The sequence below is a fragment of the Streptomyces sp. NPDC005483 genome, from assembly GCF_040606035.1.
Taxonomy (GTDB): domain Bacteria; phylum Actinomycetota; class Actinomycetes; order Streptomycetales; family Streptomycetaceae; genus Streptomyces.
Genome location: NZ_JBEXEA010000056.1, coordinates 15,236 through 39,148, shown reverse-complemented (window position 1 = coordinate 39,148; position 23,913 = coordinate 15,236). Strand labels below are relative to the sequence as shown.

Here is a 23,913-nt window from a genome sequence, read left to right as displayed (position 1 = left end):
GCGCTCATCTGGTACCTCCGGGGCGTTGGATGGTGCGGGCGGATGGGGAACCCGTGGGCGGCCCCGGCCGGGGCCGCCCACGGGTTCGGTCCCTCGTCAGTTCCAGGGAGTCGCGGTGAGCCAGCTGGTGTCCTGGGCCCACGACTTCGTGTTGTCCCAGGTGTTGGTGCCGCCGTTGCCGGCGATGTAGGCCGTGTAGTTGTAGTGGCGGAGGTACTTGGTCGGGAAGTTGGAGGACTGGAAGGAGGTGCCGGTCCCGCTGTTGCCCGCGGTGGGGCAGAAGGTGGCGTCCTTCGCGAACGAGCTGCCGCCGGTGTCGGTGTTCAGGTAGAGCTGGTAGTTGGAGTGGCGCAGGAACTGGCCGGGCTTGTCGGCGGACTCGAAGGACAGGCAGGAGGTGTTGGCCAGTCCGGCGCGGACGATCCAGGTGGCGTTGGCCTTGTCGGTGGCCGGGCTGGCGGAGTTGATGCTGGAGATGACGACCTTGGTGTCGGCGCTGTTGTGGCGCAGGTAGTGGGAGGTGCAGCAGGGCGAGGTGGTGGCCTGCAGGGAGATCCGGGAGCCGGGGGTGAGGGTTCCGGTGCTGGTCGAGCCGCTGTTGTAGCCGGCGGCGGTGATGTTGGCCTGGACGGCGTTCTCGGTGGCGTCGGAGGGGTAGCCGGAGGTCATGACGCCTTCGTAGAAGGTGCCTTGGCCGGTGTTGCTGTTGTCACCGCCGATGCCGAGGATGATCGCGCCCTGCTTCTTCATCGGGTTGTAGCCGCCGACGGTCGGGCGTATGCCGTCGTAGAAGGTGGACAGGCTGCCCGACTGGGCGTTGCCGCCGCGGATGGCCCAGTGGTTCGGGCCGCCCTTGACGATGGCGGAAGTGAACCGGTGGTTGATGGTCGGGTCGCCCGCGTTGACGCCGCGGTTGACCCCGGAGAACAGACCGTTCTCCAGGTCGGCCATGACCCAGGGGCCAGTGCCGCTGCCGGAGCCCCAGCCCGTGCTGGTGCCGAAGTAGATGGCCTCCATGGTGCCGTTGCCGTCGTCGTTGCCGGTCGTCTCGGCGTTGCCGTAGTCGAAGCAGCAGCCGCCGTTGACGTGCGTGCCGTCGAAGATGGCGTACATGCCCTCGGGCTGGTCGCCGGTGGCGATGCCGTTGGTGTTGTTGTTGCGGTAGCCGGTGCCGGGGGCGACGTAGACGCCGTAGGCCTTGTGACCGCCGACGGTGACCGGCGCCTCGAAGGCGTTGGCCAGGTTGTCGTTCCCGTTCTCGGCCGGTCCGGGCCAGTAGCCCTTGAGTGCCTGGGTGAGGTTGTTGTGCTTGGGGGACTGGTCGTAGATGACGGTGATGACACAGCTGGTGTTCGCGCAGAAGGAGTCCTGCTGCGTGGCGTCGGCGTATCCGCCCGCGCTCAGCAGGCCGATGTCCTTGGTCGCGTTGTCGGAGGCGCGCTTGACCTGGTAGAGAGGGCCGTTGTACGCCCCGTACAGGGCGCGGGTGGTGCTGTGCGCGGCGACGCAGGGACTGTTGCCCGCGGCGTAGATGTCGCACGGCCCCTGGGTGGCGGCCTGCGAGGGGGCGGCCGTGGCGGTGAGCAGGCCGGCGGCGAGGGTGGCGGTGGCCCCTGCCGCCAGCAGCGCGCGTCTGGCGCGGCGCATCCACTGTTTCTTGATCATGAAGTACTCCTACGCAGAGTGGAGTGGGAGGTGAGTGGAACTCCCGGGTGCCGCCATCGCGGCGGCAGCCCGGCCCGGCGGTGGCTCCGGGGGCCGGCCAAGGCGGCGGGCGCCTTCGCCGGAGTTCGCTGGGTCCGCCGCCGGAACGGAGGACTCCGCAGAGCGCTCACGGTGAGGCCTCACCGTGAGACGGTCGGGTCAGCTCGTCACGCGGAAGGTGGCGTCGCCGCGCCCCGTCGTGGTGGTGATCGGGTCGAGCTTCAGGTAGTAGGCGTAGTGGCGGATGTAGCGGTCCGGGTAGTTGTACGACTGGAACGACGACCAGGTGGAGTCGGCGAGCCCGGCGACCTTTCGGAAGGTGGCGTCCGCGGCGAACTGGCTGCTGCCGTCGTAGAGGGCGAGCTGGAAGTCGTAGTTGGCGTGGCGGAGGAAGTAGCCCGGGTAGTTCACCGACTCGAAGGAGACGGTGCCGGTGCCCGCCAGACCGGGCCTGAGCCGGAACTGCGAGTCCTCGACAGGGGTGACGGTGGGGTCGATGCGCACGTCGAAGTTGATCTGGCGCACATACCGGTCCTGGAAGTTGTACGACTGGAGCCGCTGGGCCGGGCTGTTGGGCCAGCGGGCGAGCACGCGGCTCTCCTCGGCGGCCGTGAGGGTCATGATCGCGCCGTGGCGCTTCGGGGTGCCGCCCATGTCGTAGCCGGTCGCATCCTGAAGCCGGTAGGTGCTGACGTCGAACGGGTTGGTCGTCAGGATCGGCCGGTATTCGCGGACGCCCTGCGGGTTGTTGTAGTCGATGTAGAGGGCCCACTCGTCGCGGTCCCCGAACTTCATCCAGACCGGGCCTTCGACCACGTTGCCGGTGAGGCCGATGCTGGAGAGGTTGCCGAGGTTGGTCCACGTCCCCAGGATCGAGTTGCTGCCCTCGACGTTGTTCTGGCCGTCGCCGGAGACCCGCAGGTAGCGGTAGGGGCCGGTACCGGCGGGCATCTCCGTCATCTGGGTGTCGACGACCGGCGTGCTGCCGGGGGGATCGATCCAGATCTGCGGGGTGGTGATGGTGCGGAAGTCCTTGGTGCGGGCGGAGTAGATGCGGTACTTGAAGATGCCGTTCACCGTGGCGTTCGTCGCCCAGTACAGGACGTAGTCGTTGGTCTCGGGGTTCCAGATCGCCTCCGGTGCCCACGCGTTCTTTCCGCCGGGGATCAGTCCGGCGGCGCCGAGCAGCCACGGCTTCGACCAGGTCACCAGGTCGGTCGACTCCCACACCACGAAGTTGGGGCTGCCGTTGGTGTACGTCGAGCCGCAGCGGATGCACAGGTCGGTCGCGATGATCCAGTACTTGCTCCCGTCAGGAGAGCGCACCAGTGCGGGGTCGCGCACCCCCTTCGTGCCGATCGTGGAGTTCAGGACCGGCGCTCCGCCGTTGAGGTCGTTCCAGTGCAGGCCGTCCGCGCTGTGCGCGAGGTACAACATCTGTCCGGTCGCGGAGTCGCCGGTGAAGTGCACCATCAGGTAACCGGGGTCGGCGGCGGCCGCCCGTTGGGGTGTGGTGAGGGCTTGCCCCGTGAAGAGGAGACAGACGGCGAGCAATATCACCGTCAGCCGGGCGCGGAGCGCAGACATGGGATCTCCTGTCGTGTGCGGGTGCCACCGCCGGGCGAAGGGGGAGCGGGGTGGCGGGGGAACTTGGTCTCGAAGTGGGCGGGACGGGACCCGGCTGCCGCGCGAGCCGGAGGGACGGATCCGAACGACGGCGTTTCACTGCTTCGCCCATGACTCCGTGGTGACGGCGGGTCAGGGCGCTCCGACACGTGCGTCCGCCGAGGTGGGGCGGTCGCGACTCGGGCCGGGCGTCTGTGCCTCTCAGTTGAACGATATATCGAACACTGTTCGGGAAATCGGGCAGAGGTTAGATCCCGAAAAGACGGCGCGTCAATACATCCGACACATCCGATTTACCGAACGTGCAAAGGAGCGATCCGGCACTCACCCGCCCCCGGTCCGGCTCATACGAGGTATGCCCCGTCCGCTTCCGGGAGGAGGACGGGGTCCAGTTCCCCTGACCGACCATGGCCGGCGGCGCGAACAAGGCCCCCCTGTTCGACGCCCGGCGCGCCTACCGGAAACGCCGCCGAGAGCAGGGTCGGGCAGGCCACGGTGGCTAAAGGAGGCCATGGGCGCCGCAGCGCTCAACCCCGCCGGACGATCACCTGCCCAACGTCCGCCCAGTTTCTGTTATTGCCCGGTCGCCCCCCCGTCTCCTGTACATGCACGCGAGACGACAGATCAGTCGGCGCGCCATGCTCAAGGCGACGGGCGCCACAGCCGTCGGTCTCGGTGGCGTCGCCACCCCCTCGGTGGCGGCGGGCGGAGCCTTCGCGCACCCCGGCCTTCTCCATACCGGCACCGACCTCGCCCGCATGGCCGCCGAGGCGAAGGTCCGCGCCGCGCCCTGCACCGCCGGGTGCGCGAAGCTGACCGCCAACCCGTATGCGCAGAGGGGCTGCACCGACCGTCCGCAGGCCATCGTGCACGGGAGCGTGGAACCGCGCTCCTGCAGTACGTGGCCGCAGAACTACGGGATGACCCGACAGCCCGGTAAGAATTTCGTGTTCACGGGCTAGACACGACCAACGTCCATGTCCGTTAATTCATCCCATGTGTCAGCGAGGATCTTCGTTCCATATTTCGGACGACGTTTGAAACATCGAACCTGGTGAGGAAGTTGTCGTCGGCCTGTCGCTGTAGGACGCCGCGTCGGCAGCACACGAGCCCGTGACGCGCCACGCCCGACCGTCGGACGTGTGAGCCGGCACATCAAAGTCCAAGCAGTCGCTCTGCCGTATTGAAAGGCTCAAGATGTCTTCCTTCGTCAACAGGCGTCGTCTCCTGCAGCTGGCCGGGGCCACCGTGGCCGCTTCTGCCACCGGATCCTTCCTCGGCGCGTCTTCCGCCCAGGCGGCCATCGCCCCCGCGAGGACCGACATCGGGGTCTTGGCGCACCCCTTCGAACTCGGCCAGGTCCGACTCACCGCGAGCCGGTGGCTGGACAACCAGAACCGCACCCAGAACTACCTGCGGTTCATCGATGTCGACCGGCTGCTGTACAACTTCCGCGCCACCCACAAGCTGTCCACCAACGGCGCGGCCGCCAACGGCGGCTGGGACGCGCCGAACTTCGGCTTCCGCACCCACATCCAGGGGCACTTCCTCACGGCATGGGCACAGTCGTATGCCGTGACCGGGGACACCACCTGCCGGGACAAGGCCACTTACATGGTCGCGGAACTGGCCAAGTGCCAGGCCAACAACAGCGCCGCCGGTTTCAACCCCGGGTACCTCTCCGGCTACCCCGAGTCCAACTTCACCGCTCTCGAGCAGGGAACCAGTGGCGAGGTGCTGTACTACACGATCCACAAGACCCTCACCGGCCTGCTGGACGTATGGCGCCACATCGGCAGCACACAAGCCCGGGACGTGCTCCTCGCCCTGGCCGGATGGGTCGACTGGCGCACCGGCCGGCTGACCACCCAGCAGATGCAGACCATGCTGCGCGTCGAGTTCGGCGGCATGAACGCCGTGCTGACCGATCTCTACCAGCAGACAGGTGACGCGCGGTGGCTCACTGTCGCCCAGCGGTTCGACCACGCCGCGGTGTTCGACCCGCTGGCGGCCAACCAGGACCAGCTCAACGGGATTCACGCCAACACCCAGGTACCCAAGTGGATCGGTGCCGCCCGGGAGTACAAGGCCACCGGCACCGACCGCTACCGGGACATCGCCACCAACGCCTGGAACATCACCGTCAACGCGCACACCTACGCCATCGGCGGAAACAGCCAGGCGGAGCACTTCCGCGCCCCGAACGCCATCTCCGGCTACCTGACCAACGACACGTGCGAAAGCTGCAACACCATCAACATGCTCACCCTCACCCGGGAGCTGTTCACGCTCGACCCTAACCGCGTGGCGCTGTTCGACTACTACGAGCGGGCGTGGCTGAACCAGATCATCGGCCAGCAGAACCCAGCCGACGACCACGGCCATGTCACCTACTTCACCCCCCTCAAGCCGGGAGGGCGACGCGGTGTCGGCCCGGCGTTGGGCGGCGGCACCTGGAGCACCGACTACGGCACCTTCTGGTGCTGCCAGGGCACCGGCCTGGAGATGCACACCAGGCTGATGGACTCCCTCTACTTCCACAACGACACCACGCTGACCGTGAACATGTTCGTGCCCTCGGTGCTCACCTGGACGGAGCGCGGCATCACCGTCACCCAGTCGACGGCCTACCCTGTCAGCGACACGACGACCCTTCAAGTCACCGGCAGCGTCAGCGGAACCTGGGCGATGCGCATCCGTATACCGAGCTGGACCACCGGCGCCACCATCAGCGTCAACGGCGTCGCGCAGAACATCACCACCACGCCCGGCAGTTACGCCACCCTGAGCCGCTCATGGACCTCCGGCGACACGGTCACCGTCCGCCTGCCCATGCGGATCGGCATCCGACCGGCCAACGACAACGCGAACGTCGCCGCGATCACCTACGGCCCGGTGGTCCTGTCCGGCAACTACGGTGACTCCACGCTCAGCTCCCTCCCGTCGCTGACCACGTCCTCGATCAAACGGACCAGCAGCAGTTCACTCGCCTTCACCGCCACATCCAGCGGCTCCACCGTCAACCTGGGCCCGTTCCACGACGCGCATGGCTTCAACTACACCGTCTACTGGAACACCACCGGCAACACCGTCCGTCTCGCCAACGCGGCAAGCGGTCTCCTGCTGGGCATCCAGAACATGTCCACGGCCAACGGCGGCCGCGCTCTGCAATGGACGGACAACGGCACCGCCGACCACAACTGGGAAATGATCACCGACGGAAGCGCGGTCCGCTTCCGCAACGCCAACAGCGGCAAGGTGCTCGGCGTCCTGAACATGGACACGACCGACGGCGCGACCGTCCTGCAGTGGTCGGACAACGGCACCGCCGACCACAAATGGACCCTGCTCGACCAGGGCGACGGGACCTACAAGATTCGCAACGTGAACAGCGGCAAGGTGCTCGCCATCGCGGGCAACTCCACCGCCGTCGGCGCGTTCGCGGTTCAGGACGCGGACGACGAAACCGCCGACAACCGCTGGCGCATCGTGCTGAACTAGCGCCGCATCAGACAACGTTCGCCCTGTGGCGCCACTGGAAACTCGTCGAAAAAGCCTGCCGGGCGTGGCCGGGGATGGGCCTTTCCTGGCCACGTAGGGGTGCTGGGCGGACGTGGGGTCGGGGCCTGGAGTGGGTTGCCTCCCGGTCTCCTCCGAGGGGGCCGGGTGGACCGGACCGTACGCACCGTCGAGGATGTTCTCGAGCTCTTGGACGGGCTCTTCGCATCTGAATCCGAGGCTGGCCGCTTGGCGACCGGTGACGGCAAGGACTTCTGGGATCGCTTCTATGCCGACCGGTCAAGGCTGGTTCCGTTCTTCGTGGCGAAGCCCGACGAGAACCTGGCCGTCTATCTCGACCGGGGCCTGATCGCTCCCGGTCGGGCCCTGGACCTGGGCTGCGGAGCGGGCCGCAATGCCCTGTTCCTCGCCTCGCGCGGCTTCGAGGTGGACGCGGTCGACCTCTCCGCGGTGGCCGTCGCGTGGGGCGAGGACCGTGCTCGCGAGGTTGGCGTCGATGTCCGATTCCTCTGTGGTGACGCTTTCGCTCTCCCCATAACCGAGTTGAGTGGCCCGTACGACCTGGTCGTCGACTCAGGATGCTTCCACCACTTGTCGCCGCACCGCCGCGTTAGCTACCTGAGTCTCCTCGACCGCGTCCTGGCACCCGGCGGTCATCTCGCCCTCACCAGCTTCGCTGCCGGCGAGGGAGGAATGGGTTCGGAACTCGCCGACGCGGACCTCTACCATGAGCGCGAGTTGCAGGGCGGCCTCGCTGCGCTGCATCTTCTCTGACCTGGTGGAGGTCGAACTGCGCCGCATGCGGGAGGAGCCGCCCGAGTCAGCACTCTTCGGTGTGACGTTCCTGTGGACCGCGTTGTTCCGTCGGGATGCAGCCTCTGCCACATCAGGCGACATTCACTCTGTTCACGACCTCGCGTAGGCGCTCGTCCTGGGCATGCTTGTTCCGCCAGATGATGCAGCGGCGGATCATGCTGCCCTGCTCCTTGTGGCTGGGGTGGTCGGTGCCGTCCAGGGTGAAGTAGCGCAGGGCGGTGAACTGGGCCTCGATCCGGTTGAGCCATGAGGAGTTGGCCGGTGTGTAGGTGATCTCGACGTTGTTGGCTTCGGCCCAGTCCGCGACCCGGCGGCACCGCTTGGTGGCCAAGTGCGGCGAGTAGACGCCCCTATGTCGCTCGACCACCCAGCGCCTTTTTCGCGACGTCAAACGGTCTTCACGCTCTGGGTGTCGATGGCCGAGGCGGTCGGTTCGGGTTTGCGGCCGTCTATCACGCGGGCCAGCGCGGTGCGACGAGGGCTTTTCGCCTGGCATCACTTCACGGTCACGTAGATCTTGCGCACGGTTTCGATGGTCTTCCACACGCCGACGAAGCCAGGCTTCATGACAAGGCTGTCGCCCGCCTTGTAGACCACCGGCTCGCCACCTTCCGGCGTGAGTTCCATGAGGCCGGCGAGGATGTGGCAGAACTCGAACGTCTCGCCCTTGACCGAGTGCATCTCGCCGGGCGTCGCCTCCCAGACTCCCGTATGGATCGACTCCGCACAGGCGACGTCTTGGGCCCAGGTTCTGAACATGGGGTCGCCGGAAATCAGGCGCTCCGGGAGCGGTCCGGACTCGTGCGGCGTGAAGGAGGGATGGGTGTCGATGGTCTTCAGGAGCGACATGTTCTCTTTCCCTTGGGCTCGGGAAGTCGATGGCCGCCCACCCGTGCCCGGCGGTGTGGAAACCGGGCACCGGTGAGGCCCTTCGCGGTGCGTGGTGCGGCGCGGTCAGGGCATGATCGCCGTCAGCTCACGGGCACCGCGAGGTACCGGTAGTCCAGGAACTCGTCGGTGCCGGCGCGGCCGCCCTCCCAGCCGAGGCCGGACTGCTTGACGCCGCCGAAGGGTGCGGCCGAGTTGGAGACGAGGCCGGTGTTGAGGCCGACCATGCCCATCAATTTCGAAGAACTGATCGTCACCGACAGCACGGGCACGTCGCTGCAGCGGGGTGGCCGGTCGACGCCCGCGGATTCCTCAACTGACCGGCCCGGGATGGCACCCCTGGCCGAGCCCGCCAACCCGACCGACCTGCCCGTTCGTGCAAGGAATGTCTGGGTGCGCTCGACAAGGTCAGGGCCCGCCCACAACGGCCGTGTGAAAAGAAAGGAAAACAACGGCATCAGCCGCACCGAGATACTTGATCCGGATCACCGTCGCGGGCTCCGGACGCCGCCGGAGCCTGCCTCTGGCTCCACATGACGGTCGTCGGCTCAGTAGGTGTCTTGATCCCCGGCCGTGAGGTGTGTACGGCTGGATCATCTGGGTTGTGGGAGCTGACGAGACGGCTCGGATCGTTGCCGGGTGCGGGCATGCCGTCGGCGACGGGCGTCGCGGAACGACGTTACGGGAACGCTGCGGCCAGCGCCTCGCTAACATCTTGAACACCCTCTGTTCTGCAGGGTAGTTGAGGATGACTGACGGGTACTTCGAGCGGCCCGGTCGCGGAAGAACACGCGAGGCACCTTGAGATGACCGGACTTCGACTCAGGCGTGAGCGGCTTGCCCAGTCGTCCTTGAGAGCGCATGCCGTGCTGTCACGACCCGGAGCAGCTCCGCGCCCAGCTCCTTGCGCTGGTCGGGGGCCGCGTCCAGGCCCAGGCCCAGAACCTCACCGACACCCCCGACCACGTGGTCACCTGTTTCTGCGCGGGAGCCGCTTTTCCTTGCCCGCCGTGGCCCGTCGAGCGGGGCACTGTCCTGGCCGCCGCGGACGGCGGGGTCCTGCGCTTGCAGCGTCCTGGACCCCACCGCACCCGACACCCGCCCCGAGACGGCTGCCGGCCGCGTCAGCGGCGCCTGGGAGGTGGCCGACGGCCCCCGCGCCCCGGGCGGTGTTCGCCGCCGTGCGCATCGACGGACCGGTACGGGGCTGACGGTCAGGTTCCCGGCTTCTAGAACATGCCGTTGTCGTTGGCGGAGGTCTCCGGGACGTTCTGGATGACGTCCCAGTGCTCGACGATCTTGCCGTTCCGCACCCGGAACAGGTCCAGGATCGCCGTACCGCGGTCTCCGGGATAGTTGACGTAGTCGCTGTGGATGGCCACCAGGTCGCCCTCGGCGATGATCCGCTTCGGGGTGACCGTCAGCTGCGGTGCCGAGGCGAAGTAACCGCCGAGGCCGGCCTTCGCGGCGGGCACGCCGCTCTGCATCTGCGTGTTGTGCTGGAGGTAGCCGGGGTCCCAGTAGCGGTCGAGGGCGCTCAGGTCCTTGTGGACGATGAGCTCGTCGAAGGCCTTGACGACCAGTGCCTCGTTGGCCTGGGTGAGCCGGTGGTCCAGGGGCTGCGAGACCTTGGGCGAACTCAGCGTGGAGAACATGTCGTTGCCGCTGGCCGTGGTGTCCGGCACGTTCTGGATCACGTCCCAGTGCTCGGCGATCTTGCCGCCCTGGAAGCGGAAGATGTCGATGACGGCCGCGCCCTTGGTACCCGGGACCAGCACCACGTCGGAGTGGAGCATCACGAGGTCGCCCTGGGAGATGACCCGCTTGACGTTGTAGCGGGCGTCGGGGAACTGCTGGTGGATCGAGGTGGCCAGGGCCTTGAGGCCCGCCGCCCCGTCGGCTGCGGTCGGGTTGTGCTGGATGTAGTCGGGCCGTACGTAGCGGTCGACGACCGCGGTGTCACCGTGCTCGAACACCCTCTTGGTGACGGTGATGGCGACGGTCTTCTGGTAGCCGAGGCGGGCGGCATCGCCGTAGCCGCCCTGGCCGTGCACCGCGTGCCCGGCGGCCGGGCCGTGCGGGGCCGCCACGGCGGGTACAGCAGTCGCGCCCAGGACCGCGGCGGCGGCGAGGAAGGCGACGACGGCCTTGCGGGCGGGGGCAGTGGGGCCACTGGGGGGCATGGTGCGCTCCAAATGTCTCATGCGTGTGAAACCGGGGAGTAACTTGAAGGTTCAAACTCTGCATCGGCAGATAATCACCGCGCAGTGGCCCCTGTCAATCACCTTTGCCGCCCCTTGGTGTTCCTTGACCTTTCTCGACGCTCTTGCCTGGGGCGCACTCGAAGCCGTGTGCCAGGTGATCATGAAGTACACACACGTCGGACGCACGGGACTCGAGGTCAGCCGGCTTCCTGTGGTTTTCCCCGCGAGAGCTCCGCGACCTACTACTCCGCGTCCGTACTGAACAACATCTTCCTCCGGAAGGCGGCCCGGAACGCGGAGCTGCTGCTGAGGGGTGATATGCCGGGCATCTGGCCGGGAGCGCTCACGGGCACGCGTCACGCGATTCGCTCGATTCCATCGTCGTTGCACTTGAATCGAGCGCATTATTCCGACATCGTGCTTGAAGCAAGCGCAATGTCTGCCGTTCACGCAGGAGGGAGATACCGCATGGACGACATCGACCGAGCCATCCTGCGAGAGTTGCAGGTCGACGGCCGGATCCCCTACGCCGATCTGGGCCCCAAGGTGGGGTTGTCACCCTCGGCCGCGAGGCTCCGGCTGCAGCGGCTCATCGACGCCAAGGCGGTCCAGGTCGTCGGAGTGACCGACCCGATGACCATGGGCCGGCAGACGATGGCACTCCTGGGCCTGCGCGTCGACGGCGATCCCCGGGCGGTCGCCGATGAACTGTCCCGGCACGACGAAGTCGTGTACACGGTCCTGACGGCCGGCGGCTTCGACCTGTTCGCGGAGGTGGTGTGCGCTCAGCCTCCGGATCTTCTGGACTTCATCAACGACGTCGTGCGGCCCGTCGAAGGTGTCGCATCCGTGGAGAACTTCCCCTACTTCGCGATTCACACGCACCGCTTCATGTGGCACGTCGACTGAGGCATCCGAGCATCCGAGCCCTGATCTCCCGCACCAACAGAGGACCCCCGCATGCTTCCCGACGAGCACCGCACCATCGACTTCTTCGCCGAGGACGCCCTTCCCGCACCCCGCGTGGCGCCGACCGAGGCCGAGCTCATCGCCGCCGAGCACCTCGGCCTCACCGCTCGCGCGCAGTCGCTGGGCAGCCAGCAGGACGCCAACTTCCTGCTGCACACCGACGACGGGACGCCCGTGGCGATTCTGAAGATCGCCAACCCAGCCTTCGGCGCGGTGGAGATCGAAGCCCAGGACGCGGCGGCCGACCTGATCGCCTCGACCTGCCCGGAACTGCGCATCGCCACGGTCCTGCGCCGCCCCGACGGCTCCCCGCGGCGTACGACGGTGGACACCGAGAACGGTCCGGCCGTCGCGCGCCTGCTGCGCTACCTGCCCGGCGGTACGCTCTCGGGACCACGGCACCTGCCACCTGGCACCGTGGCGAGCATGGGCACGATTGCCGGAAAGATCAGCACCGCCCTGCGCGACTTCCGGCACCCGGGCCTCGACCGCGTGCTCCAGTGGGACCCGCGGCACGCCGACCGCGTCGTCGCCAAGCTCGCCGGGCACATCGACGAACCCGACCGGCGCACCGCCGTCCGGACCGCGACCGCCGAGGCCTGGGCGCATGTGCACGAGCTCGCCGCCGCGCTGCCGTCGCAGGCCGTGCACCTGGACCTCACCGACGACAATCTGGTCCGCTGCCCCGACAGCCGTCCGCCGATGCCGGACGGGGTCATCGACTTCGGTGACGTGACCACGAGTTGGGCGGTCGGCGAACTCGCCGTGTCACTGTCCTCCATGCTCCACCACGACGGTGTCGAGCCTCACCACGTGCTGCCGGCCGTCCGGGCCTTCCACTCCGTTCGCCCGCTCTCTCCCGAGGAAGCCGAGGCGGTGTGGCCGCTCGTGGTGCTGCGCGCCGCTGTCCTGGTGGCCAGCGGGCGGCACCAGGCCGCCGTCGACGAGGACAACGGCTACGCCACGGCCAACCTCGACCACGAATGGCGCATCTTCGAACAGGCCACCTGCCTGCCCCTGCCGGTGATGACCCGCCTCATCAGGGACGCGACCGGCCTGGCCGCGACCGACGTGCCTGCCCGGACGGCGCAGGCCGATGCCTCGGCACGTCCGCTTCTGCGGGACCTCGTCGCCGACGACATCGCCCTCCTCGACCTGTCCACCGACGCCGACTCCCTGGACCACGGAGCGTGGATGGACACCGGCACCGAGGCCCGGCTGGTGACCTCCGCGCTCGCGGACGGAGTGGCCGCCGTCGCCACCTGGTACGCCCGTGCGCGACTCACCCGGACACCGGCGCTGTCGGAGGTGTCCACCGCCACGGTGCCCACCGGAATCGACCTCTGGCTCGGCCGGGATGCCGTGGTGCAGGCGCCCGCCGCGGGGAAGGTCCTCGCCGCGGCGCCGGGCCGCGTGGAACTCACCTACGGCGCGCGGACGCTGTCGCTGTCCTTCCCTCGCGCGGTCCAGCCCCTGGTGACCACCGGTACGACGGTGCGGGCGGGCGAAGACCTCATCCACCTCGGCTCCGGTGCCGCGGTCCACGTCGCGCTGCGCGACGCCGACGGCCCCGCCGCCCCGCGCCTGGTGCGTCCCGAGTACGCCGCCGGCTGGCTCGCGCTCACCGCCGACCCCGCCCCACTTCTCGGTCTGCCGGCCGACACCGACCGTACGCGTGAGAGGGATCTGCTGGACCGGCGTGCCGCCGCGTTCGCCACCGTACAGGGGCACTACTACGCGAACCCTCCCCGTATCGAACGCGGTTGGCGCCACCATCTGCTGTCCGCAGACGGCCGGTCCTACCTCGACATCGTCAACAACGTCACCCCGCTGGGCCATGCCCACCCCCGCGTCGAGCAGGCGGTCTCCCGGCAGTTGCGGCGGCTCAACACCAACTCGCGCTTCCACTACACCTCCGTGGTGGAGTTCACCGAGCGCCTCGCCGCCCTCCTCCCCGACCCTCTGGACACGGTGTTCCTCGTCAACTCCGGTTCGGAAGCGGTGGATCTGGGCCTTCGCCTGGCCATCGGGACCTCCGGCCGACACGACGTCGTCGCGCTGCGCGAGGCCTACCACGGCTGGACGTACGCCTCCGACGCGGTCTCCACCTCGCTCCAGGACAATCCGAACGCCCCGGCCACCCGCCCGAGTTGGGTGCACACCGTGGACTCGCCCAACTCCTACCGCGGCCGCCACCGCGGGCCGGACGCCGTGCGCTACGCACCCGAGGCCGTCGCGGTGATCGACGAACTGGCCGCCGCCGGCCGCCCGGCGGGAGCGTTCATCGGCGAGACCTACTACGGCAACGCCGGGGGAGTCGCCCTTCCCGAGGGCTATCTCGCCCAGGTGTACGCGGCGGTACGCAATCACGGTGGCCTGGCCGTCGCCGACGAGGTCCAGGTCGGATACGGCCGGCTGGGCCACTGGTTCTGGGGCTTCGAGCAGCAGCGGGTCGTCCCCGACATCGTCTGTGTCGCCAAGGCCATGGGCAACGGCCACCCCCTCGGCGCCGTCATCACGTCCAAGGCGGTCGCGGACCGCTATCGCGACCAGGGCTACTTCTTCTCCTCCACCGGCGGCAGCCCCGTCTCCAGCATCGTGGGCCTCACCGTCCTGGACACCCTGCGCGACGAAGACCTCCAGGGCAACGCGACGCGTGTCGGCGGCCATCTGAAAAGCAGGCTTGAGGCGCTGGCCGACCGCTACGGCATCATCGGCGCCGTCCACGGCTCGGGCCTCTACCTCGGCCTCGAACTCGTCCGGGACCGCACAAGCCTGGAACCCGCCACGGAGGAGACCGCCGAACTCTGCGACCGCATGCTCGACCTCGGCGTGATCGTCCAGCCCACCGGGGACCACCTCAACATCCTCAAGATCAAGCCACCCCTGTGCATCGACACCACCGCAGCCGACTTCTTCGCCGACATGCTCGACCTGGCCCTCACCCAACTCAGCCACTCCCGCTGACGCCGGGGTCCGGCACGAAAGGAGAACTTCCGTTGCAGGTCAGCCCGTTGTGATCGGGTCGAAGCGGACCGTCGGTCCAGGGCTGTCGGATTCCTTGATCATGCGACGTACGGCTCGTTCGGAGTCGCGTCAGGCGATGGCGAAGTAGTCGGCGCCGAGGTCCCGGTACGCGGTGTGGTCGTGCGGCACCGGGGCGCACTACCAGGCCGCGCGAGGCTCACGGGAACGGGAGGGCAGGTCCGTCAATCCTGCTTCAGCAGTCGGCTGAAGCCGTCGATGAGGACGTTGATCGCGAATTCGAAGGCCCGGTCGGCGCGGCCGGTGCCGGTGGGTTGCGCGGCCAGCGCGGCAGCCAGCCGAGGGGCCGATACCTCGGCCGGCACCGTCCACATGACTTCGGGTGCGGCCAGGTCGAGCGCCGCTCCGAAGAGGAGGTTCTCGAACGCGGTGAGCGTCACCATCACCGCCTCGGGCGCGAAGCCTGCCTCCTCCATCAGCACGACCATCCGCTCGTACACCGCCACCACCGAAGGGGCGCGGACCGGCTCGCCGGTGAGCAACCGAATCAGGTGCGGATGCGCGGCGAACGCGGCCCGGTAGGAGTAGGCGAAGGCGCGCAGGGCGGACTCCCACGGCCGCCCCTCCAGCAGGGTGGCGTCGATCTCGGTGCCGACCCTGGCCCGCAGCAGTTCGACGATGCCGGGCCGCCCGTCCACGTGGTGGTAGACGGACGCGGTCTGCACGCCGAGTCGTCGGGCGATCTCCGGGACGGTGAAGTCCCCGGTCTCGTCGACCAGCTCCAGCGCGGTGTCCGCGATCCGGTCCAGGTCGAGCAGTGCCTTTCGGGGCCGTGCCACCCGCTGTCTCCTCGTGTGATGAATGCCACTTGGTTTGCGCCGCTGCTGGGGCTATATTACCGGAAACCTAAACCTAATCGGTTTAGGTTAATCCTCGTGTGGTCCCCCATGGAAGGCTGCTCATATGGAGACGGAACTGCGCCGCGGGGCGCTCGGGACGGCCGGCATCGCGTTCTTCGTGATCTCCGCGGCCGCGCCGCTCATGGTCCTTGCCGGGGTCGCCCCCTACGCGATCCTGGTCGGCGGAGTCGGTGCGCCCTCGGCCTACCTGCTCGGCGGCCTCGTCCTGACGGTCTTCGCAGTCGGATTCACCACCATGTCCCGGCATGTCACCAACGCGGGTGCCTTCTACGCCTACATCACCAAGGGCCTGGGCCGCCCAGCCGGAGTCTCCGCCGCCGTGCTCGCCCTGATGTCCTACAACGCGGTGCAGATCGGCATATACGGACTGCTCGGCAGCGCCGCGGAGAGCACGGTCCAGTCGCTCGCGGGCGTGGACATCCCGTGGCCCTGGTATGCGCTGGCCGGGGTCGGGCTGGTCTGGTTCGCCGGCTACCGCAGCATCGACTTCGGCGCCAAGCTCCTGGGCGTGCTGATGGTCGCCGAGTCCGCCATCCTGGTGGTGCTGGCCGTCGCGGTACTGCTCAAGGGCGGCGCGCACGGCCTGGACCTGCAGTCCTACGCGCCGAAGCAGGTCTTCAACGGCTCCACCAGCTCGCTGCTGGTGTTCGCCTTCGCCGCCTTCATGGGCTTCGAGTCGACCGTGATCTACCGTTCCGAGGCGCGCGACCCGCAGCGCACCATCCCCCGGGCGACCTATGTCGCCGTCGCCTTCCTCGGCGCCTTCTACAGCTTCATCGCCTGGGCCGTGATCCAGGGCTTCGGCTCGGCCGACGTCCAGGCAGCCGCCGCCAAAGACCCGGCCGGGCTGCTCTTCACCGAGATGGACACCTACGTGGGCAGCTGGGCGTCCGACGTCATGCACGTGCTGATCATCAGCAGCGCCCTGGCCTCGCTGCTGGCCTTCCACAACGCGATCAACCGTTACACCAAGGCCATCGCCCACGAGGGCATGATCCCGGCCCGACTCGCCACCGTCCACCCGAGGACCGGCTCGCCCTACCTGGCCGGCGGGCTGCAGACGGCACTGTCGGTGGTCGTGGTGGCCGGCTTCGCGATCGCCGGTCTCGACCCCTATCTCAACCTGCTGATCTGGGTGAACACCCCCGGCGTGATCGGCCTGGTGCTGCTGCAGGTGCTGGTGGCCGTCGCGGTGCCGGTCTACTTCCGCCGGATCGAGCACGCCGAGGGGCTGCTGCGCACCGTCGTCGCCCCGATGCTGGCCGCCATCGGCATGGTCACCGCCCTCTATCTGATGATCTCCAAGATCTCGCTCCTCACCGGGGCCTCCGGCAACGTCAACACCGTGCTGGTCGGACTCGTCCCGGCGACGGTCGTGGCCGGACTCATCCTGACGGGGTGGCTGAGCCGCAGGCGGCCGGAGAGCTACGTCCGGATCGGCGCCGAGCCACAGAAAACGAAGGAGCAGGCACATGCCCACGGCTGACGCCATTCTGATCGGGGCCCGGGTGCACACCCTCGATCCCGCCCTTCCCACCGCAGACGGCGTTGCCGTCAAGGACGGGCTGATTGTCGCGGTCGGCGACACGGCGCAGTGGCGCGGTGCGTCCACCGTCGTCCACGACCTCCGAGGGGCGACCCTGACTGCCGGCCTGACGGACGGTCATATGCATCCCGTGCTGGGCTGCGACAGCTTCACCGGCCTGGACCTCTCCAACTGCCGCACGGTCGCCGACCTCCGCGCCGCCCTCGCCGCCGAAGTGCGGACGGCCCGACGCGGCGCCTGGATCACCGGTTTCGGCCTGGACCACAATGCCTTCGAGGGCGGGCCGATCAGCAATGTGCTGATCGACGACATCCTGGGCGACATCCCGGCCCTCCTGGTCCTCTACGACGCCCACTCCGCCCTGGCCAACGGCGCCGCGCTGCGCGCCGCCGGCATCGACGGGCCGCGCGAGTTCGCCAGCCGCTCGCGAATCGTCTGCGACGCGGGCGGCCGACCCACCGGCCATCTGCTGGAGGACGGTGCGATCAGCCTGGTCCGCCAGGTCATGCCGGTCGCCGGCATGGCCGAACGCCGGGCACGGGTAAGGGAGTTGCTGCAATCCATGGCTGCCGTCGGGCTGACCGGCGGCCATGTGATGGACGGCGGAGACGACGCACTGGAGCTCATCGCCGGGATCGAGGACCTGCCGCTGCGCCTGCGGATCGCCCCCTGGGCGATGCCAGGCGACATCGATGAGCAGATCGACCACCTGCTCGCGCTGCGCGGCACCCGAGGGCCCCGATGGAGCGTCGACGCCGTGAAGTTCTTCATCGACGGAACGGTGGAGGGCGGCACCGCCTGGCTGGAGCACGCCGACTGCCACGGCGAGAGCACTGACTCCTTCTGGCGCGACCCCGACGACTACAGCCGTGCCGTGCTGCGCCTGGACAGCGCCGGAATGCAGAGCGTCACCCACGCCATCGGAGACGCCGGCGTCCGGTACGCCCTGGACACCCTCGCCAAGGCCAGAGGCGGGGTCAGGCACCGGATCGAGCACATCGAGACGCTCCCCCTGGAGCAGATCAGGCGGTTCGCCGAGCTGGACGTGGCCGCGTCCATGCAGCCCAGCCACACCGCCTACACCCGGGCCGACCACAGCGACGAGTGGTCCGGCCGGGTCGGCCCGGAGCGCGCCCAACGGGCCTGGTGCTGCCGGGACCTGCGGGACGCGGGCGCGACCCTGGTGCTCGGCTCGGACTGGCCGATCGCCCACTACGACCCGCGCCAGGTGCTGGCCGCCGCTCAGTTGCGCAGGCTGCCGGGGACGGACGTCGAACCCGTGCTGCCGGCGCAGGGCCTCACCGCGCAGATGGCCCTGGAGGGGATGACCAGCCACGCCGCCCACGCCAGCGGGCAGAGCCACCTGTCCGGCCGAATCACCCCCGGTTACCGAGCCGATCTCACCGCCTTCATGGTGGACCCGCTGACCGCAACCCCCGACGAGCTGGCCGAAGCCCCGATCAGGCTCACCATGCTCGACGGGGTGGTGACACACCAGATCCCGGGCTGACACCGAATCCACCAGCTGATGATTTCGTGATTGCGCTCCTCCCCGTGGTTTGGCGGGCCCGTGTGGGCACGGGTCTGAGGGCGTGAGGCAGCCGCGGTACGCGGATCGCAGCCTGTCCGAGGGGTTCGGGGGTGTGGGGCGCGGCCGAGGCGGTCGGTGAGCATCTCGCCGAAGTCGCGGCCGTGTCCGGCGGCCGTGTCCAGTTCGGGGCAGCGGGCCAGGACGTTCTTCAGGCCGGCCCGGTCTTCCTCGGTCAGGGCGGTGGGGAGCGGGGTGGGCCAGGCGGTCACCTGCCGCACCGTCGGCGGTCGGGGCGGCGCCTCGGCCGGACCCCCGCGCCAGGTGGCGATGTGTGCGCGGACCAGGCCGTAAGTGACAGGAGCTTGCTCGGCGACCAGCTCGCCGTGGAGTTGGGTGACGCTGGTGCATCCCTCGGCGAAGCGTCGCTCCAGGTAGGGCTATAGGGGTCCAGTCTGCTGGGCCGGGGCCGTTGTCGCGGATGGTGTCCTGCCAACGTGGGGCGTTCGCGTATCGGAGCACGGTGTTGAGGCCCCAGCCCAGGTGCCGGGCGACCGCCCGGCGTGAGTGCCCCTCGGCGAGCATCTCGTGGACCAGGGCATGTGCGGCCTTCTTCCGCTCTGCTCGCCGACCGGCCGGCTCCACGTCGCTCTGCGGCCGATCAGAAGCCGGTGGGGTGTCATGCGGCGGCGTGCCGTTGGCCATCGGGTTGCGCAGGCAGTCGCGATGGGCGGCGACGCAGGTCTCCACGGCCCGGCCGAGGCCCTGCCACAGATGAACCGGTCAGCGACCTGCAGGGCATCAGGGGCGCCGCGGCGGGCGCCCTCGGCGTAGGCGCCCGCCCGGTCCCGGCAGATGATCTCCACGCCCGGGTGGCGGATCAGCCAGGCGGCCAGCGGTCCGCCCTCGCGGGTCGGAAGCACATCGACCACGCGATGGTCTTCGACGCTGGTCAAGACCGTGGAGTAGGTCTGACCACGACGGATCGCGAAGTCGTCCACACCCGGCACCCATGGAGTACTGGACTGCGGATCGGGCAATGCCATGACCTTCGCAACAAGGGCATCCGCCCCACACCGAAGCCGAGCTGGGCCGCCAGCCGAGCTCCGGCCCGCCCCGCCAGGGCGAGTCCCACCCGTTCCAGAGCACGGTTGAGCCGCATGGTGAACCGGGCGTACGGGGCGGCCAGCTGGGAGAACGGCTCCGCGAACGTCCGGCGCGGGCAGTCTGCCGACGCACAGATGAATCGCCTGACCGTCAGTCGGATCAAGCGAACTCGACCGGAGGGGGTGGGCTGAGATGATCCGTGCGTACAAGTTCCTCCTGCGGCCCACCGTCCGCCAGGCCCAGGCACTCGCAGAGATGCTGCGGGATCACTGCTCCCTCTACAACGGCGCATTGCAGGAACGCCGTGACGCCTGGCGCCACGTCTCGAAGACATCCGTCAAGTACGGGATGCAGTCCGCTCAGCTCAAGGAGATCCGGGCGTTCGACCCTGAGCGTCAGGGCCGCTGGTCGTTCTCCTCGCAGCAGGCCACCCTGCGCCGTCTCGACAAGGCGTTCGCCGCGTCTTCCGCCGGGTCACGTCCGGTGAGACGCCCGGTTATCCGCGTTTTCGCGGGGTGAACTGGTTCGACACGGTGGACTTCCCCAAGGACGGGGACGGCTGTCGCTGGAACTCCACCCCGCACGACCCCGTAACCCGGGTCCGTCTCCAGGGCGTCGGGCATGTGAAGGTCAACCAGCACCGCCCGGTGGCCGGCCGGGTGAAGACCGTGTCGGTCAAGCGTGAGGGTCGAAAGTGGTTCGTCGTACTGACCGCTGAACAGGACCGGCCCGAACCGCTGCCCGCGACCGGCAGCGTGGTCGGCATCGACCTGGGCATCGCGAACTTCCTCGCCGACTCGGACGGCGGGTTCGTCCCCAACCCGCGCCACGGACGCAAGGCCGCCGCGAAACTCGAAGGCGCACAGCAGACCTTGTCCCGCTTCCCGCGCCGCAAGGCCAAGGACCGCACCGCCAACCACCAGCGCGCTGTGGAGAAAGTCGCCGAACTGCACGGCAAGGTGCGCCGCCAGCGCCTTGACCACGCCCACAAAACAGCCCTCGGCCTGGTCCCCGCACACGATGTGATCGCGCACGAAGACCTCAAGATCCGCAACATGAGCAAGGCCCCCGTACCGAAACCCGACCCCGACCGGGCAGGCTTGTTCCTGCCCAACGGGGCCGCCGCGAAGGCCGGGCTCAACACGTCGATCAACGATGCCGGTTGGGGGGTGTTCCTGACGATCCTGCATGCCAAGGCTGAAAGCGCCGGACGGGAAGTGATCGCCGTGGACCCCCGCAACACCTCCCGCACCTGCCCCGAATGCGGGCACACCGCCAAGGAGAACCGGCCCACACAGGGAAAGTTCCACTGCGTCGCCTGCGGCCACACCGCCCACGCCGACACCGTGGGTGCCACCAACGTTCTACGGGCCGGGCTGGTCCGTCGCAACGCCAACCAGGCATAGCGAGAAGCCCCCGGCTTCAGCCGGGGGAGGAGTCACGTCAGCACTCCCATGCCGTACTCGCCGCACACCGGCAGCACCTCGCGCTCGATGCCACGGGCGAGGATCGAGTATGTCGGCTGCTCGGTTCGCAGTCGTGCGAACCCGCGGCGTTCGGAGATCCACTGCGACTCGACGATCGTCGATGCGGGGAAGTTCGATGAGCCGATCGCCCGCACCTTTCCGCTGGTGACCAGATCGGTGAGGGCGGAGAGGGTCTCGTCCAGGTCTGTCTCGGGGTCGAAGTGGTGGATCTGGTAGAGATCGATGTGATCCACGTCGAGTCGGCGCAGGGACTCCTCGACGGCAGTCACGATCCATCGACGTGACGCGCCCCGGCGGTTCGGGTCCTCGCCCATCGGACCGGTGAACTTGGTGGCCAGCACGACCTCGTCCCGACGGCCTCTGATGGCTTCCCCGACGATCGTCTCCGTCTCGCCACCGCCATAGACGTCCGACGTGTCGATGAAGTTGATCCCGCTTTCCAGGGCCCGGTCCACGATGCGTCGGCAGTCGTCAGGATCCGGGTTCCCGGCAGGACCGAACATCATGGTGCCGAGGCAGTAGGGACTGACACGGATGCCGGTTCGACCGAGTGTGCGCATCTTCATGCTGGTTCTCCGCAGTGAGCAGGTGACAGGGAATTCCCGTCACGTCGGGTGAGCGCGCATCAGGCCGCGCGCCTGTCTCCTCGACATTGACGAATGAAGAGGTCAGTGCGAATCCTCTACATCACCGACGTCCTGGGTCGGCTGCCTTTCTCCCCACACGTGCCGGCGGAGCTCCGGTCCTGGTGGCGCGGTAGCCGCTCGGCGCGAGCTGCACGCCTGCCTTCCCCGGCACCGCGGATCGGGCCGACCCTCACCGACGCCCTGGCCAACCTGGACCACCACGACGCCTGGGCACACCGCGACTCCGAACGCCGACGTCAGGAACAGCAGGAACGGGAACGCGCCCGGCAGCAGACACGAAAGCCCGGCTGGGACAGAGGCACGAGGCCTGGCGGGCGCAAGGTGACGAGGACGATGAACCCGCGCCTGTGCCAATCCCGGACGATGAAGGCCGTCGCTTTCCCCAGTGCCACACCGACCTGTAGCTGATCCCTACCACACTGCGCCAGCCCTTCTTCAAGCGCTCGAAGAAGTAGCCTGGCATCCCCTTGGGAAGAGGTGCGCTCGGGCGGGCGTTCCCGCCGGGTGCTGTTGCTGCCTGGCTCGTCTGCAGTACGGCTAGGGCCTGTTGCGAAAGTGGATCTTGTTGGTTGATGATCACGTGCTATGGGACGTGGGGATCTGACGAACGGCCAGTGGGCCCGCGTTGAGCCGCTGCTGCCGCGGGGTATCAAGCCGGGTCGGCCGCAGGTGTGGACACGGCGGCAGCTGATAGACGGCATACGGTGGCGGACCCGCACCGGTGCTCCCTGGCGGGACGTGCCCGAGTGCTATGGACCGTGGGACCGGGTATATGACCTCTTCCGACGCTGGCAGCGGGACGGAACCTGGGCCGGCATCTTGACCCGGCTCCAGGCCGAGGCCGATGCCAAGGGCCTGATCACCTGGGATGTGAACGTGGATTCCACCGTCTGCCGGGCCCATCAGCACGCGGCCGGAGCGGTGAAAAGGGGGATCTCCAGAAGGAGCCGCCCGGCGGGGTCTTCGTCGAGCCTGCGGACCACGGACTCGGACGCTCGCGCGGCGGGCTGACGAGCAAGATTCACCTCGCGGTCGAGCAGGGGCAGAAGCCTCTGGCGGTGTTGATCACGGCCGGGCAGCGCGGTGATTCGCCGCAGTTCGAGGCTGTCCTGGAAGCGATCCGGGTGCCCCGGCTCGGCCTCGGCAGGCCGCGCAAGCGACCGGACCGTGTGAGAGCCGATAAGGCGTACGACTCCCGCAGCAACCGTTCCTACCTGCGCAGGCGCGGGATCAGGGCAACGATCCCCATCCCGGCAGGCAGGGTCCGCAATCGGGAACAACGCGGCTCACGCGGCGGTCGGCCGCCGAAGTTCGACAAGGACGACTACAAGCAGCGGCACGCGGTCGAGTGCGGGATCAACCGCCTCAAGCGCCACCGCGCCGTCGCCACGAGGTACGACAAGCTCTCCGTCCGCTACGAAGCGACAGTGCTGATCGCAGCCATCAACGAATGGCTGTGACCAGCACTTTCACAACAGGGGCGGGCCGCAACCTTCGGGTCCGGCCCGGCTCAGCCGCCGCGGATCTCGATGAGTTCGAGAAGGTTGCCCTCCGGGTCGTGGACGTAGGCGAAGCGCATGCCGGCGGAGGCACCCTGCCCGGGTTCGGACACCGCTCCGGCCTCCAAGGTGCCGGTCAGACGGGCGAACACCGCGTCAAGGTCCACAACTTGCAGGGCGAGGTGGCCGTAGGTTCGCTCGCCCGCGGCGGACAGGGGATCGGGACGGGACACCTGCCGGGAGCCCTCGCGCTCGATCAGCTCGATACGCAGGCTGTGCCCGTCCGACAGGACGGCGGTGCGCACGCCCGCCTCGGGCAGGTCGACGCGCTCCTCGACCTGGTCGAGGCCGAGTGCGGCGCCGTACCAGCGCTCCAGGGCGTCGAGGTCGGCCACGGACAGGCTGACGTGATGAAAGCGGGCTGTAGGGGTCGGCAAGGCGAGCACCTCCGAGGTTAATACCGTTCAC

14 protein-coding genes and 6 pseudogenes are annotated in these 23,913 nt (G+C 68.5%); 10 read left to right on the top strand and 10 right to left on the bottom strand.

The genetic code is table 11. The annotated features are described in order from the left end of the window. Positions 1–96 precede the first annotated feature (96 nt). Together ABZT06_RS46715 and ABZT06_RS46710 are read right to left on the bottom strand one after the other, a co-directional pair. Positions 97–1,665, bottom strand: coding sequence for an alpha-L-arabinofuranosidase B (locus ABZT06_RS46715; protein ID WP_355755164.1), 1,569 nt, complete (start codon positions 1,663–1,665; stop codon positions 97–99). Positions 1,666–1,863: 198 nt separating this feature from the next. Beyond that, positions 1,864–3,291, bottom strand: coding sequence for a glycoside hydrolase family 43 protein (locus ABZT06_RS46710; RefSeq protein WP_355755162.1), 1,428 nt, complete (start codon positions 3,289–3,291; stop codon positions 1,864–1,866). Between the two features lie 644 nt (positions 3,292–3,935). Between ABZT06_RS46710 and ABZT06_RS46705 the strand changes: the two genes are divergently transcribed. The 3 genes and pseudogenes from ABZT06_RS46705 to ABZT06_RS46695 all read left to right on the top strand — a co-directional run bounded on the left by ABZT06_RS46705 (position 3,936) and on the right by ABZT06_RS46695 (position 7,771). Continuing rightward, entirely contained in the window at positions 3,936–4,292 is a 357-nt protein-coding gene (locus tag ABZT06_RS46705; RefSeq protein WP_355755160.1) for a hypothetical protein, read from the top strand. A gap of 235 nt (positions 4,293–4,527) precedes the next feature. Beyond that, positions 4,528–6,831, top strand: a complete 2,304-nt coding sequence (locus ABZT06_RS46700; RefSeq protein WP_355755158.1) for a beta-L-arabinofuranosidase domain-containing protein — start codon at positions 4,528–4,530, stop codon at positions 6,829–6,831. Between the two features lie 165 nt (positions 6,832–6,996). Next, positions 6,997–7,771 (top strand): annotated as a pseudogene (locus tag ABZT06_RS46695) (class I SAM-dependent methyltransferase). Here ABZT06_RS46695 and ABZT06_RS46690 read toward each other — a convergent pair. The 3 genes and pseudogenes from ABZT06_RS46690 to ABZT06_RS46680 form a co-directional block, all read right to left on the bottom strand. Continuing rightward, positions 7,736–8,008, bottom strand: a pseudogene (locus ABZT06_RS46690) (transposase); the annotation flags it as partial. The pseudogenes ABZT06_RS46695 and ABZT06_RS46690 sit on opposite strands and share 36 nt — an antisense overlap. Before the next feature lie 152 nt (positions 8,009–8,160). Then, positions 8,161–8,514, bottom strand: a complete 354-nt coding sequence (locus ABZT06_RS46685; protein ID WP_355755154.1) for a cupin domain-containing protein — start codon at positions 8,512–8,514, stop codon at positions 8,161–8,163. Positions 8,515–8,636: 122 nt separating this feature from the next. Beyond that, positions 8,637–8,786: pseudogene (locus tag ABZT06_RS46680) on the bottom strand (aldehyde dehydrogenase family protein); the annotation flags it as partial. On the opposite strand from ABZT06_RS46680, the gene ABZT06_RS46675 reads away from it, so the two are divergent. After that, positions 8,779–9,090, top strand: coding sequence for a hypothetical protein (locus tag ABZT06_RS46675; RefSeq protein ID WP_355755166.1), 312 nt, complete (start codon positions 8,779–8,781; stop codon positions 9,088–9,090). The pseudogene ABZT06_RS46680 and the gene ABZT06_RS46675 overlap by 8 nt on opposite strands. A 692-nt stretch (positions 9,091–9,782) precedes the next feature. Here the strand turns inward: ABZT06_RS46675 and ABZT06_RS46670 are convergent. Next, positions 9,783–10,736, bottom strand: coding sequence for a nuclear transport factor 2 family protein (locus ABZT06_RS46670; protein WP_355755152.1), 954 nt, complete (start codon positions 10,734–10,736; stop codon positions 9,783–9,785). Positions 10,737–11,225: 489 nt separating this feature from the next. Here ABZT06_RS46670 and ABZT06_RS46665 point away from each other — a divergent pair, with 489 nt between their 5' ends. After that, entirely contained in the window at positions 11,226–11,666 is a 441-nt protein-coding gene (locus ABZT06_RS46665) for an Lrp/AsnC family transcriptional regulator (RefSeq protein WP_355755149.1), read from the top strand. A gap of 51 nt (positions 11,667–11,717) precedes the next feature. Further along, positions 11,718–14,693 carry an aminotransferase gene (locus ABZT06_RS46660; protein ID WP_355755147.1) on the top strand — a complete coding sequence of 992 codons (2,976 nt, stop codon included), beginning with the start codon at positions 11,718–11,720 and terminating at the stop codon, positions 14,691–14,693. A 242-nt stretch (positions 14,694–14,935) separates the two neighbouring features. Here ABZT06_RS46660 and ABZT06_RS46655 read toward each other — a convergent pair whose 3' ends face one another. Beyond that, a complete protein-coding gene (locus ABZT06_RS46655) occupies positions 14,936–15,550 on the bottom strand; it encodes a TetR/AcrR family transcriptional regulator C-terminal domain-containing protein (RefSeq protein WP_355755144.1) in 615 nt (204 codons plus the stop codon). 124 nt (positions 15,551–15,674) lie between these two features. On the opposite strand from ABZT06_RS46655, the gene ABZT06_RS46650 reads away from it, so the two are divergent. Both ABZT06_RS46650 and ABZT06_RS46645 read left to right on the top strand, forming a co-directional pair. Beyond that, positions 15,675–17,117 (top strand): APC family permease, encoded by a 1,443-nt coding sequence (locus ABZT06_RS46650; RefSeq protein WP_355755141.1) that lies wholly within the window; start codon positions 15,675–15,677, stop codon positions 17,115–17,117. Continuing rightward, complete coding sequence (locus ABZT06_RS46645) at positions 17,104–18,687, top strand: amidohydrolase (RefSeq protein WP_355755138.1); 1,584 nt, start codon at positions 17,104–17,106, stop codon at positions 18,685–18,687. The genes ABZT06_RS46650 and ABZT06_RS46645 overlap by 14 nt, the downstream gene beginning before the upstream one ends. Before the next feature lie 458 nt (positions 18,688–19,145). Here the strand turns inward: ABZT06_RS46645 and ABZT06_RS46640 are convergent, their stop codons facing one another. After that, positions 19,146–19,751, bottom strand: a complete 606-nt coding sequence (locus ABZT06_RS46640; RefSeq protein ID WP_355755136.1) for a transposase — start codon at positions 19,749–19,751, stop codon at positions 19,146–19,148. Between the two features lie 253 nt (positions 19,752–20,004). On the opposite strand from ABZT06_RS46640, the pseudogene ABZT06_RS46635 reads away from it, so the two are divergent. Continuing rightward, a pseudogene (locus ABZT06_RS46635) lies at positions 20,005–21,218 on the top strand (transposase). A 38-nt stretch (positions 21,219–21,256) separates the two neighbouring features. Here ABZT06_RS46635 and ABZT06_RS46630 read toward each other — a convergent pair. Next, a pseudogene (locus ABZT06_RS46630) lies at positions 21,257–21,865 on the bottom strand (aldo/keto reductase); the annotation flags it as partial. A 666-nt stretch (positions 21,866–22,531) separates the two neighbouring features. Between ABZT06_RS46630 and ABZT06_RS46625 the strand changes: the two are divergent. Then, positions 22,532–23,406, top strand: a pseudogene (locus ABZT06_RS46625) (IS5 family transposase). A gap of 50 nt (positions 23,407–23,456) precedes the next feature. On the opposite strand, the gene ABZT06_RS46620 reads toward ABZT06_RS46625, so the two are convergent. Next, positions 23,457–23,891 carry a VOC family protein gene (locus ABZT06_RS46620; RefSeq protein WP_355755134.1) on the bottom strand — a complete coding sequence of 145 codons (435 nt, stop codon included), beginning with the start codon at positions 23,889–23,891 and terminating at the stop codon, positions 23,457–23,459. Positions 23,892–23,913 lie beyond the last annotated feature (22 nt).